Source organism: Microbacterium sp. SORGH_AS_0969, assembly GCF_030818255.1.
Taxonomy (GTDB): domain Bacteria; phylum Actinomycetota; class Actinomycetes; order Actinomycetales; family Microbacteriaceae; genus Microbacterium.
Window position 1 is genome coordinate 1,952,393 of sequence record NZ_JAUTAG010000001.1, and the last position, 15,239, is coordinate 1,967,631.

Annotated in this window: 12 protein-coding genes, 1 rRNA gene and 1 pseudogene; 11 read left to right on the forward strand and 3 right to left on the reverse strand. The window is 70.6% G+C overall.

Going from position 1 to position 15,239, the window contains the following annotated elements:
* The first annotated feature begins 52 nt into the window (after nucleotides 1-52).
* The 11 genes and pseudogenes from rrf (at nucleotide 53) to QE388_RS09080 (ending at nucleotide 11,671) form a co-directional block, all read left to right on the forward strand.
* Nucleotides 53-169 (forward strand): 5S ribosomal RNA (gene rrf / locus QE388_RS09030).
* A 1,077-nt stretch (nucleotides 170-1,246) separates the two neighbouring features.
* On the forward strand, nucleotides 1,247-1,915 hold the full coding sequence (locus tag QE388_RS09035; protein WP_307384870.1) for a hypothetical protein: 669 nt from the start codon (nucleotides 1,247-1,249) through the stop codon (nucleotides 1,913-1,915).
* Nucleotides 1,912-2,949, forward strand: coding sequence for an HAD-IIA family hydrolase (locus QE388_RS09040; protein WP_373426611.1), 1,038 nt, complete (start codon nucleotides 1,912-1,914; stop codon nucleotides 2,947-2,949). Before QE388_RS09035 ends, QE388_RS09040 begins: the two co-directional genes overlap by 4 nt.
* Nucleotides 2,950-2,968: 19 nt before the next feature.
* Nucleotides 2,969-3,139, forward strand: coding sequence for a hypothetical protein (locus tag QE388_RS09045; protein ID WP_307384872.1), 171 nt, complete (start codon nucleotides 2,969-2,971; stop codon nucleotides 3,137-3,139).
* Nucleotides 3,136-3,933, forward strand: coding sequence for a TlyA family RNA methyltransferase (locus QE388_RS09050; protein WP_307384873.1), 798 nt, complete (start codon nucleotides 3,136-3,138; stop codon nucleotides 3,931-3,933). The genes QE388_RS09045 and QE388_RS09050 overlap by 4 nt, the downstream gene beginning before the upstream one ends.
* Complete coding sequence (locus tag QE388_RS09055) at nucleotides 3,930-4,850, forward strand: NAD kinase (protein WP_058626887.1); 921 nt, start codon at nucleotides 3,930-3,932, stop codon at nucleotides 4,848-4,850. Before QE388_RS09050 ends, QE388_RS09055 begins: the two co-directional genes overlap by 4 nt.
* Nucleotides 4,847-6,544 (forward strand): DNA repair protein RecN, encoded by a 1,698-nt coding sequence (gene recN / locus QE388_RS09060; RefSeq protein WP_307384876.1) that lies wholly within the window; start codon nucleotides 4,847-4,849, stop codon nucleotides 6,542-6,544. The genes QE388_RS09055 and recN overlap by 4 nt, the downstream gene beginning before the upstream one ends.
* A gap of 132 nt (nucleotides 6,545-6,676) precedes the next feature.
* A complete protein-coding gene (locus QE388_RS09065; RefSeq protein ID WP_275799703.1) occupies nucleotides 6,677-8,377 on the forward strand; it encodes a CTP synthase in 1,701 nt (566 codons plus the stop codon).
* Nucleotide 8,378: 1 nt separating this feature from the next.
* Entirely contained in the window at nucleotides 8,379-8,957 is a 579-nt protein-coding gene (locus QE388_RS09070) for an NUDIX hydrolase (protein WP_307384878.1), read from the forward strand.
* A 1-nt stretch (nucleotide 8,958) separates the two neighbouring features.
* Nucleotides 8,959-9,889: pseudogene (xerD, locus tag QE388_RS09075) on the forward strand (site-specific tyrosine recombinase XerD).
* A 141-nt stretch (nucleotides 9,890-10,030) separates the two neighbouring features.
* Nucleotides 10,031-11,671: an ABC-F family ATP-binding cassette domain-containing protein gene (locus QE388_RS09080; RefSeq protein WP_307384881.1), complete on the forward strand. Its 1,641-nt coding sequence runs from the start codon at nucleotides 10,031-10,033 to the stop codon at nucleotides 11,669-11,671.
* A gap of 107 nt (nucleotides 11,672-11,778) precedes the next feature.
* On the opposite strand, the gene QE388_RS09085 is transcribed toward QE388_RS09080, so the two are convergent.
* From QE388_RS09085 to QE388_RS09095, 3 genes are all read right to left on the reverse strand, one after another.
* Nucleotides 11,779-12,123, reverse strand: coding sequence for a LysR family transcriptional regulator (locus QE388_RS09085; RefSeq protein ID WP_307384882.1), 345 nt, complete (start codon nucleotides 12,121-12,123; stop codon nucleotides 11,779-11,781).
* A 128-nt stretch (nucleotides 12,124-12,251) separates the two neighbouring features.
* Nucleotides 12,252-13,802, reverse strand: coding sequence for a GMC family oxidoreductase (locus QE388_RS09090; protein ID WP_307384884.1), 1,551 nt, complete (start codon nucleotides 13,800-13,802; stop codon nucleotides 12,252-12,254).
* Nucleotides 13,799-15,160: an alpha/beta hydrolase gene (locus QE388_RS09095; protein WP_307384886.1), complete on the reverse strand. Its 1,362-nt coding sequence runs from the start codon at nucleotides 15,158-15,160 to the stop codon at nucleotides 13,799-13,801. The genes QE388_RS09090 and QE388_RS09095 overlap by 4 nt, the downstream gene beginning before the upstream one ends.
* Nucleotides 15,161-15,239: the final 79 nt, after the last annotated feature.

A 15,239-nucleotide genomic window follows, 5' to 3' on the forward strand; every position in this document is an offset into this window, starting at 1 on the left:
GGAACACAACAATGAAAGTAATCGTTGTTGGTTTTTGAAACATCAATAGTGTTTCGGCGGCCATAGCGAGAGGGAAACGCCCGGTCACATTCCGAACCCGGAAGCTAAGCCTCTCAGCGCCGATGGTACTGCAGGGGGGACCCTGTGGGAGAGTAGGACACCGCCGGACTTCTTCTAACGAAATGGCCACCCAAAGCTGGGTGGCCATTTCGCATTTACGGGTAGTTTTTTCCCGAGGAGGACTGTCATGTCGACCGACGACGCGAACGATCGCAAGGGCAACGGAGGGCGCTCGGGCGACCGTGCATCCGGTGGTGGACGGTCCTCGGGCGGAGCTCCGCGAGGGGATCGCCCCGCTCGGCGTGATGGGGATCGCCCTATCCGCCGCGACGGCGATGGACGTTCGCCGCGGGACGGCGGCCGCCCCTCCCGTCGTGACGGGCAGGGTGCTGGTCGCCCCGCACGCGAGGGCGATCGTCCGTTCCGTCGCGACAATGATGCGCGGCCGCCGCGGGATGGAGAGCGCCCGTTCCGTCGTGACGGGCAGGGTGCTGGCCGACCGCCGCGCGACGGTGAGCGCCCGTACCGTCGCGAGGGCGATCGTCCATTCCGTCGCGACAACGACGCGCGGCCGCCGCGGGATGGAGAGCGCCCGTTCCGTCGTGACGGCCAGGGTGCTGGCCGACCGCCGCGCGACGGTGAGCGCCCGTACCGTCGCGAGGGCGATCGTCCGTTCCGTCGCGACAACGACGCGCGCTCGCCGCGGGATGGTGAGCGGCCGTTCCGTCGTGATGGGCAGGGTGCCGGCCGTCCGACGCGCGACGGCGACCGGTCGTTCCGCCGGGATGGTGACGCGCGTCCGCAGCGTTCCTTCGATGGCCGCCCTCAGCGCGACGGGGAACGGTCCTTCGGTCGCGACTCTCGCGGTGCGGGTCGACCGGCCCGTGACACGGACCGTCCGTTCCGCCGTGACGGTGACTCGTCCGGTCGACCGCGGCGCGAGGGTGAGGGGCGCAGCTTCGGCGGCGGTGACCGCGGTCCGACCGGCGATCGTCGTCCCGGCGCCGGCGCGCCCCGACGCTTCGATCGTGAGGACTTTCGCGCGACGCGACCGCCCCAAGATCGCCGTGAGCGCGGACCGGAGATCCCCGAAGAGGTCACTGCATGGGACCTGCCGGGTGCAGCGCGCAACGAGCTCAAGACTCTGAGCAAAGACAACGCCGAGAACGTCGCCCGACACCTCGCCATGGCCGCCCGGCTCATCGACGAAGACCCCGACCTGGCGCACCAGCACGCCCTGGCGGCGTCACGCAGCGCCGGCCGCGTCGGAGTCGTTCGCGAGACGGTTGCCATCACGGCTTACGCGGTCGGTGACTTCGCCCTGGCGCTGCGCGAACTGCGCACCCACCGACGGATCACCGGCTCGGACGAGCAGCTGCCCCTGATCGTCGACAGCGAGCGCGGCGTCGGTCGCCCGGATCGTGCGCTCGAGGAAGGTCGGGCGGTCGATCGGATGACCCTCTCGGTTCCGGTGCGCGTGCAGCTCGCCATCGCGATGTCGGGTGCCCGCCTCGATCTCGGGCAGACGGACCGCGCCCTCCAGGAGCTCGACATCCCCGAGGCAGACCCGGACCGCGCCTTCGAATGGAGCCCCGCACTGTTCTCCGCGCGCGCCGCAGTTCTGGAAGAACTCGGCCGTCACGACGAAGCAGCCGAATGGGAGCGCCGCGCGCAGATCGCGTCGGACGCGCTCGACGCCGCCTCCGGTGTCGCTGATCGCGAGGTCATCGTCGTCGAGGAGATCGACCTCATCGACGATGAAGGTGGCGTGGATGTGGCATCCGGAGTCATTCCCGTCGCTGACGTCGACTCGGACGACGACACGGACGACGACGCTTCCGAGGAGACGCCGTGATCTTCGGGCGGAGCAAGCAGGAACAGACTCCGCTCGACGGAGTCGACGTGGTGCTGGCCGACCTGGACGGCGTGGTGTACGCCGGTCCGGGCGCGCTCCCGCACGCGGTCGACAGTCTGAACCGTGCCCAGGAGGAGGGGCGTCGTCTCGGGTACATCACGAACAACGCGTCCCGTACCGATGCCACCGTCGCCGCTCATCTGTCGTCGCTGGGGCTGCGGGTCGCGGCGGGCGATGTCGTCACGAGCCCTCAGGCGGCGATGCGACTCATGCGCGACCTCGTTCCGGCCGGCTCCACGCTCCTCGTGATCGGCGGAGAAGGTCTTGTCGTCGAGGTCGAGAAGGCCGGCTTCGTCGTGACGCGCAGCGCCGAGGACGCACCCGCTGCGGTGGTGCAAGGATTCGCGCCCGAGGTGGGCTGGGCGCAGCTGGCGGAAGCCGCCTACGCGCTCGCCACCCCCGTCGAAGAGGGCGGCATCCCGTGGGTCGCGACGAACACCGACTGGACGATTCCGCAGGCCCGGGGGATCGCGCCGGGAAACGGCACCCTCGTCTCGGCGGTCCACACCGCCGTGGGACGTCTCGCCACGATCGCAGGGAAGCCCGAGCGTCCCATCTTCGACGAGGCGGTGACCCGCACCGGCGCGAGGAATCCGCTGTTCATCGGCGATCGCCTCGACACCGACATCCAGGGTGCGCGAGCCGCCGAGATGGCGTCGCTCCTCGTCCTGACCGGGATCGATCGTCCGAAACAGGTGCTCGCGGCTCCGCCCTCGCAGCGTCCAGACTTCATCGTCTCCGACCTGCGCCAGCTGTTCGAGCCGTACCCTGCGACGATCGTCAAGGGTGAGCGGACTCGCGTCGGCGACGCTGTCGTCGAGATCGACGGCGTCGATCTCCGGATCGTGTCCGAGGGCTCGCGCCAGATCGATCTCCTGAGGGCGGGAGCGGCCGCGATCTGGAACTCCGGCCGTGCGATCTTCGGGTTCCGCGTTCCGGAGCAGCTCTACGCGGACCCGTTCCGCGTGCGCTGACGCCGGTACCATGGCATCCATGTCGGAGAGCCGAGAGCACGACGCCGACCTCGAGCTGATCAGCCGACTGCGCATCATCGAGGAGCAGCCGCTGGACACCCGGGCGGACGCGTACGCGGCGCTGCACGACGAGTTGGCGCGAAGGTTGGAGTCCGGCCCTCGCGACGCGCCGCCGGCCGCACGCGCATGACGCGCCTGGATGCCGAACTCGCGGCCCGTGGTCTGGCGCGATCGCGCTCGCACGCCACGCAGTTGATCTCCGCGGGCGAGGTCAGCGTCGACGGGAGGGCGGTCGTCAAGTCCTCCGCCGCGGTGGACGAGAACAGCGTGATCGAGGTGGCGAGCCCCGACCATTACGTCAGCCGGGGTGCCCACAAGCTGATCGCCGCCCTCGACGCTTTCGAGATCGAGGTCCCGGGCCGCGTCGCCCTGGATCTCGGGGCGTCGACGGGCGGGTTCACCCAGGTGCTCCGTGAGCGCGGAGCGCGTCCGGTTCTCGCCGTTGACGTCGGACACGGCCAGTTGTCCACAGCCCTCGCGGCCGACCCCGACGTGGTGTCGGTCGAGGGGTATAACGTGCGGTTCATGACCGCCGCCTCCCTCGCACAAGCCACGGGTGTCGCCGAACGCCCGACGCTCGTGACGGGCGACCTTTCCTTCATCTCCCTGCACCACGTGCTGCCCGCGGTGGTCGACACCGCCGCGGCGGACGCCGATGTCGTCCTGCTGGTCAAGCCGCAGTTCGAGGTCGGGCGCACCGCGGTCAAGGGCGGGCTCGTCACCGATCCGGCCCTGCGATCCGACGCCGTGCACAGTGTGCTCTGGGCCGCCTGGGACGCCGGGCTCAAGACGAACGGCCTGATCTCGTCGCCTCTCGTCGGAACCCACGGCAACCAGGAGTACGTCGTGTGGTTCTCGGCCGCTCACGGCACCGACCCCTCAGAATGGGAGAGCACCGTGACCCGACTGACCGGAAGCCGATGACCCCCAGCGATCGCCGAATCCTCCTCGTCGTCCACGCGCGCCGCGACGACACCGTCCAGGCCGCCCAGCGCATCATTTCCGCGGTGCTTGCGGCGGGGGCTGTGCCCGTGGTCTCGGCCGAAGACCGGCCCGAGCTCGCGGAACGCCTGTCGCTCGAGGGCGTTGCGACTCTCGGGACCGACGTGGGCATCGACGACGTCGAGCTCGCCATCGTGCTCGGCGGAGACGGGACGATCCTTCGCGCGGCCGAGATGGTGCGGGGGAGTACGGCTCCCATTCTCGGCATCAACATGGGCCACGTCGGCTTCCTCGCCGAGATCGAGCGCGACGACATGGACGACGCGGTGCGTCGCGTGATCGCTCGGGACTACACGGTCGAGGAGCGCCTCGCCCTGGCGGTCAAGATCCAGGATGCCGATGACCGCGTCATCTACGAGACCTGGGCCCTGAACGAGGCGACCGTCGAGAAGGCCAGCCGCGAGCGCATGCTCGAAGTGGTCATGGCCGTCGACGGGCGCCCCCTCTCGTCGTTCGGCTGCGATGGGGTGGTCATCGCGACTCCGACCGGGTCGACCGCATACAACTTCTCCGCCGGGGGTCCGGTCGTCTGGCCGACCGTCGAGGCGATCGCGGTGGTTCCGCTGTCCGCGCACGCGCTCTTCGCCCGACCCCTGGTCGTCGGCCCGGACGCGAGCGTCGCGGTCGAGGTCCTCGAACGCACGAGCGGAAGCGGCATCCTGTGGTGCGACGGGCGCCGTTCGCACGAGCTGCCCCCGGGTGCTCGGGTCGTCGTACGCCGCTCGTCGCGGCCGGTTCGTCTCGCGCGCCTGCATCCTGCGGCGTTCACCGAACGACTCGTGCGCAAGTTCCGTCTCCCCGTCACGGGATGGCGCGGCGCGTCGGGAGGTGCCTCGTGATCGAGGAGATGCGACTTCGCGACCTCGGCGTCATCGCCGACGCGACGCTGCCGATCGGGCGCGGCTTCACGGCGATCACGGGCGAGACGGGCGCCGGTAAGACCATGGTCGTCACCGGGCTGGGTCTTCTCCTGGGCCAACGCGCCGACTCCGGCGCCGTGCGCAAGGGCGCGGCGCAGGCAGCGGTCGAGGGCGTCTGGATCGTCCCCGAGGACGGTCCGGTCGCTGCTCGCGTGCGCGAAGCCGGCGGCGACGTCGAGCCCGTGGGCGAAGGATCCGCCGAGCTGTACCTCGGCCGCACGGTCTCGAGCGAAGGACGAGGACGCGCCACTGTCGGCGGTCGCACCGCTCCGGCGGGCGTGCTCGCTGACCTGGCGGACGAACTCGTCGTCGTGCACGGACAGTCGGACCAGCTGCGGCTGAAGTCGTCGTCGGCGCAGCGCGAGGCTCTCGATCGTTTCGGGGGCGAGACGATCACCGTCGCGCGCTCCGCCTATCGCGCGGCGTGGGATACCTGGCGGACTCTCGATGCCGAGCTGACCACGCTCACGACCGACCGCGACGCGCGCGCGCGGGAGGCCGAGGAGCTCCGCGCCGCGATCGCTGAGATCGAGGCAGCCGCGCCCCTTCCGGGCGAGGAGGAGGAGCTCGCCCGCCGCGCCGAGCGCCTCGCGAACGCGGAGGAGCTGCGGATCGCGGCGGTCACCGCGCATGCCGCGCTCTCGAACGAAGACGGCGCGCCCGACGTGATCACTCTGCTCGCCGAAGCGCGTCGCGCCCTCGACAGGATCGCCGGGAGCGACGACGCGCTCGCCGCGATCGGGGAGCAGGTCGCCGACCTCGGGTACCGCGCCACCGACGCGTCCGTCGCGCTGTCGGGTTATCTCGCCGATCTCGACGAGTCCGGGCCGCACGAACTCGCCGCCGTCGACGAGCGGCGCGCGGTGCTCGCCGGGCTGACGCGAACACACGGATCGGTGGAGGCCGCCATCGCGCTGCTCGAGACGGGCTCAGCCCGTCTGGTGGAGCTGGACGATGACGGTGACCGCCTGCAACGCCTCGAGACGCAGCGCGACGCGGCGGCGGCCGAACTCGACGCGGCCGCCGAGAGACTCACCGCGGCGCGGCGCGATGCGGCGGCGCGACTGGGCGCGGCGGTCACCGAGGAGTTGCACGCCCTGGCCCTGCCCGACGCGCGTCTGACCGTCGACGTCGCCCCCGCGACCCCCGCGGGTCACGGGCGCGACGAGGTGTCGATCCTGCTCGCGCCGCACCCCGGTGCCGATCCGCGTCCGGTGTCACGCGGTGCATCAGGGGGTGAGCTCAGTCGCGTCATGCTCGCGATCGAGGTCGTGATCGCCGGGGTCGATCCGGTGCCCACGTTCGTGTTCGACGAGGTCGACGCCGGGATCGGCGGCGCGGCGGCGATCGAGGTCGGGCGCCGTCTCGCGCGTCTCGCCGAGTCGTCGCAGGTCATCGCCGTCACGCACCTCGCGCAGGTGGCCGCGTTCGCGGGCAACCACCTCACGGTCGTCAAGGGTCACGACGGCGCGGTGACGGCATCCAGTGTCCGTCGGCTCGAGGGGGCGGAGCGGGAGGCCGAGATGGCACGCCTGCTCTCGGGGCTGAGCGACTCGGATGCCGCGCTGACGCACGCCCGAGAACTGCTCGAGACCGGGCGCACCGTCGACTGATCCGACGGATCGACCCGCGATCGTCACGACCCCGTGACGTGGATGTCGGAGGTCGGTGCCAGACTTCCGGACGAGGCGGAGAGGATCCGCGAGCCCACCGGACAGATGCGACTGATAGGATCGAAGCCCGTGATGCAGACTTCGGACGCGGCGGGAAATTCAGACAACAAGACCTTCACGACGAAGCACATCTTCGTCACCGGAGGTGTGGTCTCCTCCCTGGGGAAGGGCCTGACGGCGGCAAGCCTCGGCAACCTCCTCACGGCCCGCGGTCTGCGCGTCGTGATGCAGAAGCTCGATCCGTATCTCAACGTCGACCCGGGAACGATGAACCCGTTCCAGCACGGTGAGGTCTTCGTGACCGACGACGGCGCCGAGACCGACCTCGACATCGGCCACTACGAGCGCTTCCTCGACATCGAACTGAGCCAGGCGGCGAACGTCACCACCGGCCAGATCTACTCGCAGGTCATCGCGCGCGAGCGCCGCGGCGAGTACCTCGGCGACACGGTGCAGGTCATCCCGCACATCACCGACGAGATCAAGCGCCGCATGCGCCTGCAGGCGAGCGAGAGCCCGCAGCCCGACGTGATCATCACCGAGATCGGCGGCACGGTCGGCGACATCGAGTCGCAGCCCTTCATCGAGTCGGCGCGACAGATCCGCCACGAGCTGGGTCGCAAGAACGTGTTCTTCGTGCACGTCTCGCTCGTGCCCTTCATGGGCGCATCCGGCGAGCAGAAGACCAAGCCGACGCAGCACTCCGTCGCGACGCTGCGTTCCATCGGCATCCAGCCCGACGCCCTCGTCCTGCGCAGTGACCGCCCCGTCACCGAGTCGAACAAGCGCAAGATCGCGCTCATGTGCGACGTCGACGAGGACGCGGTGGTCAACGCGATCGATGTGCCGAGCATCTACGACATCCCCACGATGATGCACGACCAGGGGCTCGACGCCTACATCGTCGACGCACTCGACATCGACAAGGCCGCCGACGTCGACTGGTCACGCTGGCAGCGCGTGCTCCAGGCCGTGCACAACCCCAAGCACGAGGTGACCATCGGCCTCGTCGGAAAGTACATCGACCTCCCCGACGCGTACCTCTCGGTCACCGAGGCGATCAAGGCCGGCGGTTTCGGTCAGGAGACGCACGTCAAGATCACGTGGATCCCCTCCGACCTCTGCGAGACCCCCGAGGGTGCGGCGAAGGCCCTCTCCGCGGTGGACGGCATCATCGTGCCGGGCGGGTTCGGCATCCGGGGCATCGAGGGGAAGCTTGGAGCCCTGCGTTTCGCGCGCGAGCAGGGCATACCCACGCTCGGCATCTGCCTGGGCCTCCAGTGCATGGTCATCGAGTACGCGCGGACCGTCGCAGGCCTCGAGGGCGCGTCGTCGAGCGAGTTCGACCCCGACACTGCGCACCCGGTCGTGGCGACCATGGCCGAGCAGGTCGACATCCTCGAGAGCGGCGACCTGGGCGGCACGATGCGTCTCGGCCTCTATCCCGCGGACCTGGCCGAAGGTTCGCTCGCGGCCGAGCTGTACGGGGCGAACCGCATCTCGGAGCGTCACCGCCACCGCTACGAGGTCAACAACGCGTACCGTCAGCAGCTGAGCGATGCCGGTCTGGTGTTCTCGGGGCTGAACCCCGACCTCGATCTCGTCGAGTTCGTGGAGCTGCCGCGCGACGTGCACCCGTACTACATCGCCACGCAGGCGCACCCCGAATTGCGCTCGCGGCCGACCGAGCCGCACCCGCTCTTCCGCGGCCTCGTCGGCGCGGCACTCGAGCGCCACCGTTCGAGCGAGCTGTTCGACGTCGAGGAGGACTGACGTGGAAGAGCTGCGCGACGAGCGGGTCGACCTCGAGGTCGTCTCGACCGACCTCGTCTACGAGGGTGCGGTGTGGAACGTGCGCAGCGACACCGTGCGGTACGGCGACGGGCAGATGACCCGGCAGTACGTCGAGCACCCGGGCGCGGCGGCGGTCGTGGCGATCGACGACGACGGGCGTGTCGTGCTCATCCAGCAGTACCGACACCCCATCAAGGAGCGCGACTGGGAGATCCCGGCCGGTCTCCTCGACGTCGCGGGCGAGCCGCCGATCGAGACGGCGAAGCGTGAGCTGACCGAAGAGGTCGACCTCGAGGCCGACCGGTGGCAGCACCTCATCTCGATGCACACGACCCCCGGCGGAAACGACGAGGTCGTGCACGTCTTCCTCGCCCGCGGGCTCCGATCGGTCGAGACCGATTACGAGCGCGAGCACGAGGAGTCCGACATGCGCGTCGAGCGGGTGGCTCTCGCCGATGTGATCGACGGTGTGCTGGCGGGGCGCTTGCGCAACGGCATCCTGGCCACCGGCGCGCTCGCCGCCGCCGAGGTCCTTCGCCGCGAGGCCGCCGCGAGCTGACGTGGAGCTCGAGCGCGCGGTCGAGACCTACCTCAGGCACGTTGCGCTCGAGCGCGGGCTCTCGGACCACACCGTGTCCGCCTACCGGCGCGACCTCGCCGTGTACGTCGAGTGGCTGCGCGCGCGTGGCGTCGATCAGATCGAGGCGGTGACGACCGCGCTCGTCACGGAGTTCGTGGCTGAGCGCGCATCGGCGGAACCACCGCCCGCGGCATCGTCGCTCGCGCGACTGCAGTCGTCTGTTCGGGGGCTGCACCGCTTCCTGGTGCGCGAAGGACGTGTCGACGACGACCCGAGCGGTCGGGTGCGACCGCCGAAGACGCCGCGACGGCTACCCAAGGCGCTGACGATCAGCCAGGTGGAGGATCTCCTGGATGCCGCGGGACCGGGGCCGGGGTCTGCCGACGCGTCTGCTGCCGATCCCGCCGCGGTCCGAGATCGGGCGCTGTTGGAACTGCTCTACGCGACGGGAGCTCGCGTGTCGGAGATCGTGCACCTCGACGTGGACGACACCGCGCACGGCGATCTGCTGCGGGTGCGCGGCAAGGGCGACAAGGAGCGCGTGGTGCCGGTGGGCTCGTACGCGCGCGCGGCGATCGAGGCCTACCTGACGCGGGTGCGCCCAGCGCTCGCGGCGAAGGGTCGGGCCAACACCCCGGTTGTTCCTGGGCGTCCGGGGGGCGCCGCTGTCGCGGCAGAGCGCGTGGCTCATCATCCAGGCCGCGGCCGAGCGGGCGGGGTTGACCGCCCACGTCTCGCCGCACACGCTGCGGCACTCGTTCGCGACGCACCTGCTGCAGGGCGGTGCGGACGTGCGCGTGGTGCAGGAGCTGCTGGGGCACGCCTCCGTGGCGACGACGCAGATCTACACGCACGTCACCGCCGACGCTCTTCGCGATGTGTACGCCACCGCGCATCCGCGGGCGCGGTGAGCGAGCGGTGTCCGGTCCCTTCGACGGGCTCAGGGACCTCTGCGCTGTGGGGAGTGTGCCGGTGGCCGGTCCCCGAGACGGGCTCGGGGACCGGCGTGCGGTGGGGAGGTCGGGCGGGCGGTGCCCTGAGAGACTAGGGGCATGACCGCCACCCTCGTCGCGCAGAACCTCATCGGGGGCCACGGGCACCGCACGCTCTTCGAGGGCGTCGACCTCACGGTCGCGCCGGGCGACGTCATCGGCGTCGTGGGGGCGAACGGCGCGGGCAAGTCGACTCTGCTGCGTCTGCTCGCGGGCGTCGACGAGCCTCAGGGCGGGTCGATCAGCCTCGCGCCGGCCGACGCCTTCGTCGGCTGGCTTCCCCAGGAGCATGAGCGCGTCGCCGGCGAGACCGTCGCGCAGTACATCGCGCGGCGGACGGGATGCGCCGAGGCGACGCGCGAGATGGATGCCACGGCCGCGGCCCTCGGCGATCCCACCGTCGTGGGTGCCGACGACGCCTACGCGACGGCTCTCGAACGGTGGCTGGCGAGCGGTGCCGCCGACCTCGACGAGCGGATGCCGCAGGTGCTGGCCGACCTCGGACTCGACGTGGGACCGGATGCCGAGATGACGGGCCTCTCGGGAGGTCAGGCGGCTCGCGTGGGCCTGGCTGCGCTGCTGCTGTCGCGCTTCGACATCGCCCTGCTCGACGAGCCGACGAACGACCTCGACCTCGACGGCCTCGAACGACTCGAGACGTTCGTGCGGGGTCTGCGCGGGGGAGTGGTGCTGGTCAGCCACGACCGCGAGTTCCTCGCCCGTTCGGTGACACGGGTGCTCGAACTCGACCTCGCCCAGAACTCGCACCGGGTCTACGGCGGCGGTTACGACGCGTATCTCGAAGAGCGCGCGACGCTGCGTCGCCAGGCCCGCGAGAAGTACGAGGAGTACGCCGACACCAAGGCCGACCTCGTCGCGCGCGCCAGGACCCAGCGGGAATGGTCGAGCCAGGGCGTGCGCAACGCGATGAAGAAGTCGCCCGACAACGACAAGATCCGCCGCAAGGCCGCGACCGAGTCGAGTGAGAAGCAGGCGCAGAAGGTCCGCCAGATGGAGAGCCGGATCGCGCGACTCGAGGAGGTCGAGGAACCGCGCAAAGAGTGGCAGCTCGAGTTCACGATCGGTTCGGCTCCGCGCTCGAGCTCCGTGGTGTCGACGCTGTCCGGGGCGGTCTTCCGGCAGGGTGACTTCACTCTCGGTCCCGTCTCTCTGCAGGTGAACGCCGGTGAGAGGATCGGCATCACCGGACCCAACGGTGCCGGGAAATCGACGCTGCTGCGTGGCATCCTGGGCCGTCAGACGCCGGACGACGGAACCGCGAGTCTGGGGGCGAGCGTCGAGATCGGCGAGATCGATCAAGCGCGATCGCTGTTGGTCGGAGCGCGGCCGCTCGCCGAGACGTTCGAGGGGTTCGTGCCCGAGATGAACTCCGGCGAGGTGCGGACACTGCTGGCGAAGTTCGGGCTGAAAGCCGACCACGTCATGCGTCCGGTCGACGGACTGTCGCCGGGTGAGCGTACGCGCGCGGGCCTCGCCCTGCTGCAGGCACGGGGCGTCAACGTGCTCGTGCTCGACGAACCGACGAACCATCTCGACCTGCCCGCGATCGAGCAGCTCGAGCAGGCCCTGGAGTCGTACACGGGCACGCTGCTCTTGGTCACGCACGACCGGCGGATGCTCTCGGCGGTTGAGACGGACCGCCGCTGGCGGGTCGAGGCCGGCGCGGTCACCGAGCTGTAGGCGGACTCCGCCGCGCGCCAGGACGCACATAAACGCGATCCGCTCGCAGAAACACGTGCAGAACGCGTTTATGTGCGCGAATCGCGTTTATGCGTGGTGCGACGGGATCAGCGGCCCTGGCGCTTCTTGTAGGGCTTGGGTTGGCCCTTCACGATGGGGGCGCGGCCCTTGCCCTTCGACGCCTTCGCCTTGCCGCCGCCCGGAGCCTTCTGCCGCGGCGCGGGGGGCGGGGCGTCGGCGATGCGGGCGTACGCCTCGTCGAGGAGCAGGACGCCGGCGGGGAGCAGGCGCGTCGGCGGGGTCCGCTGCACGAGCGGCTGCCCCACCTCTTCTTCGAGCTTGTCGAGCGTCGTGTACAGGGAGGGGAGGGGGATGCCGAGCTTCTCGGCCGCGCGCGGAAAGTGCAGCTCCTCGGCGAGGACGGCGAACCGGCGGAGATGCTCGAGCTTCATGGCATCCATTCTCCCGTGTCACGCGACGAGACGTTGAGTGTCCAGGACACGCCGCTTCGCGCGGCGCGGATGCGGCGTTTCTTGGACACTCGATAGGGAGAGGCGGCGGGGAGAGACGACGGTCGGGATCAGGCGACGGATGCCAGGAGGCGGTCGGCGGTGCGCAGGGAAAGCGCCATGATCGTCAGTGCCGGGTTGGCGGCGATCGCGGACGGGAACACCGAGTTGTCGCTGATCCACAGATTGGGGATCTCGTGGGAGCGGCCGTCGGCATCCACCACGCCGTCGGCGGGGTCCAGCGACATGCGGCAGGTGCCGATCGTGTGGGCCGTCCGGGCGAGCACGAGCGTTTCGCGCGCGCCCGCGGCCTCCATCACCCGCAGCATGAACGCCGTCGCGTGCGCGTCGAGCGCCTTCTCGTTCGCCCCGGCGGTGAAACTCACCCGAGCGCGGGGGATCCCGAACTCGTCGGTCTCAGACGCGAGCTCGAGACGATTGTCGTCGGACGGCAGGCACTCGGCGTTGATACCGATCCCCGCCATGAATCGCGACTGCTCGAGCCGCTGCATGAGCTCGGGGCCCCACAGTCCGCCACCGCGCACGAGCGTGGTCGAGAAGGTCAGGGGCATCACGCCGAGGCTCTGCACGAGGTAGCCGCCGGCGAAGTCGGCGTCGGCCGGCCGCATCATGTCTTCGCTGATGAGCGACGACGGGTACCCGCGGTGTCCGCGCACCGGCTCGTCGAAACGACCCCACACCTGCGTCGCCCCGTGCGCGAGGAAGTTGCGGCCGACCTGACCGTTGTCGTTCGCGAGGCCGGTGTGCAGCAGCAGACGCGGCGTCTCGACCCCGCCACCCGCGAGCACGAGCGTGCGACAGCGCTGACGCACGTCCACGCCGCCCTGGCGGTAGACGACGGCGGCGACGAGGCCCCGCGCGTCGACCTCGATCGCGTGCACCATCGCCTCGGCGCGGATCTCGGCGCCGGCGGCGACCGCCGCGGGCAGGTACGTGTTGGCGGTGGAGGCCTTGGCATCCGTCCGGCACCCCTGGTGGCACTCGCCGCAGTTGACGCACGCTCCGCGCTCGCCGTGGTGATCCTGCAGTCGCGCACGGGTGAGGACCGCGGCGGGCGCGTCCGCCCAGGTGACCCCGAGGGCATCGCATCCCTTGGCCACGAGGTTCGCGGGAGCGTTGCGCTTCGCGGGAGCGTAGGCGTAGCGGCGCGACGGGTCCCAGGGGTACGGGGACGGGCCCGACACCCCGATGTCGCCCTCGACGCGTTCGACGTACGACAGCAACTCGTCGGGGTCGATCGGCCAGTCGCGGCCCTCACCGGTCTCGGTGCGCAGAGCCAGATCGCGACGGTCGGGACGCGGGGTGAAGGCACCCCAGTGCAGCATCGAGCCGCCGACACCGCGTCCGCTGTTGTTGGGACCGAATGCGGTCGGGTCGTCACCGTCGCTGAGGCGCTCCGACATCCAGTTGATCTCGACCGCCTCGCTCTCGTCGGGCGTCAGGTCGTCGAGGGCGAAGTGGCGTCCGGCCTCGATCGCGACGACGCGGAGGCCCTTCTTCGCCAGCTCGGCGGTCAGCGGAGCGCCGCCCGCACCGGTGCCGACGACCACGACGTCGACGGTCTCGTCGGTGCCGAACGTGCGCATCTGCTCGAGCTTCATGCCGCGTCTCCCTCGGCTACGGTGCCGCCGACGCCGACGGGCTCCCAGTCTTCGCGGCGCCCCAGCCGCAGTTCCACGTACCCGCGGATCGGGCTGCCGCCGGTCGCGAAACCGTCGTAGCCGATGAGCGCCATGCTCGCGGGGTGGGCGAGCCACTGACGGACGAGGTCGTTGCGGACGTCCTCGAGCCACAGCTTCAGCCGACCCGCGTTCAGGGGGCCGTCGGCATCCGTCGTCCCCTCGATCGCCGCGCGAAGGACATCCGCGCGCTCCGTCGGATCGGTCGGCCAGACGCGGGCGAGCGTGTCGAGGCCGGCGCGGTAGGCGTCCGGGTCGGGTGGGAGCTCGGCGTTGCGCCAGCCGTCGCCTTCGCCGCGCGCGAGCTGCGTATCGACGCGCGCCGCGATGTCGATCGCGGGCCCGTCCTGCGGGACGACGAGGTCGGCGATCTCGCGCAGCAGGGTGAGTTGGGCGAGATCGAGAACGACGGGGGCGTATCCGCGGTCGTCGGGAACCGCACGGCGGTTCAGGATGCCGCGCACCCGGGCATCCACGCGGTCGCCGGCGATCAGGGCGGCCCAGTCGTCCGGCACCACGGGCCCGAGCAGGACCTCGTCGGCGACGAACTCCGCGATCGCTTCGGCGGCTTCGGCGGCGCGCTCGAGCGGGATCATGTGGCCGGTGTCGCTCAGAGCCACGAACCGTGCCCGGGGATACACGGATGCCAGCAGCTCGGGCTGAGCGGCCGCGCCGAGGTCGGCGTCGTCGGCGCCAGCGAGCACCAGGGCCGGAAGGTCGAGGGTCCCGACTTCGGCGGAGGCGTCGACCCGGCTCCCGGTCTCGAGCCACGCGCGCCAGGCGGCGGGGGAGGTGCGCCGGAGGTCGGTCAGGGCGCGTTCGTGTGCCTGAGGTTCGAGCGACTCGGCGGTGTTCTGATCGATGAACGTCTCGGCATCCTGGTCCGACAGGGAGCCGTCGACCACCCACGACAGCATGCGTTCGCGTCGCTCCTCGTCCATCGGCTCCGGGCGCGGCGGAGAGGGCGCCATCAGCACCATCCCGGCGAGACCTGTCAGGGGCGCGTCGCCGCGGAGGACCCGGGATGCCACGAGCGCGGCGACCTTCCCGCCCATGCTGTGCCCGCCGAGCATCCAGCGTCCCCGAGCATGGCGGGCGAGGTGATGCACCACGTGCTCGACGGTCGCGTCGAGCGAGGAGTCGGGAGCCGATGCGAGCGTGCCGAAGCCGGGGAGATCGACGCCGCGCACATCGACGGTGCCGTCGAGGAGATCGCGCAGGTGCGAGAACTCGTCGGCGCTGGAACCCAACGCGTGCAGCAGGAAAAGGGTGACGGGCATGCCTTCACGCTCCCGCACGCCCCGGTCGGGAACGGGCCGCTTGCCAATTCGGACGATATGCGCAAGTGCGGTCGCACGC

Excerpts from the sequence above, each read along its gene's own strand:
- QE388_RS09045 (WP_307384872.1), top strand. The coding sequence starts at position 2,969 with ATGTCGGAGAGCCGAGAGCACGACGCCGACCTCGAGCTGATCAGCCGA.
- QE388_RS09050 (WP_307384873.1), top strand. The coding sequence starts at position 3,136 with ATGACGCGCCTGGATGCCGAACTCGCGGCCCGTGGTCTGGCGCGATCG.
- QE388_RS09085 (WP_307384882.1), bottom strand. The coding sequence starts at position 12,123 with ATGAAGCTCGAGCATCTCCGCCGGTTCGCCGTCCTCGCCGAGGAGCTG.
- QE388_RS09080 (WP_307384881.1), top strand. The coding sequence starts at position 10,031 with ATGACCGCCACCCTCGTCGCGCAGAACCTCATCGGGGGCCACGGGCAC.
- QE388_RS09095 (WP_307384886.1), bottom strand. The coding sequence starts at position 15,160 with ATGCCCGTCACCCTTTTCCTGCTGCACGCGTTGGGTTCCAGCGCCGAC.
- QE388_RS09090 (WP_307384884.1), bottom strand. The coding sequence starts at position 13,802 with ATGAAGCTCGAGCAGATGCGCACGTTCGGCACCGACGAGACCGTCGAC.
- QE388_RS09065 (WP_275799703.1), top strand. The coding sequence starts at position 6,677 with ATGCAGACTTCGGACGCGGCGGGAAATTCAGACAACAAGACCTTCACG.
- QE388_RS09035 (WP_307384870.1), top strand. The coding sequence starts at position 1,247 with ATGGCCGCCCGGCTCATCGACGAAGACCCCGACCTGGCGCACCAGCAC.
- QE388_RS09055 (WP_058626887.1), top strand. The coding sequence starts at position 3,930 with ATGACCCCCAGCGATCGCCGAATCCTCCTCGTCGTCCACGCGCGCCGC.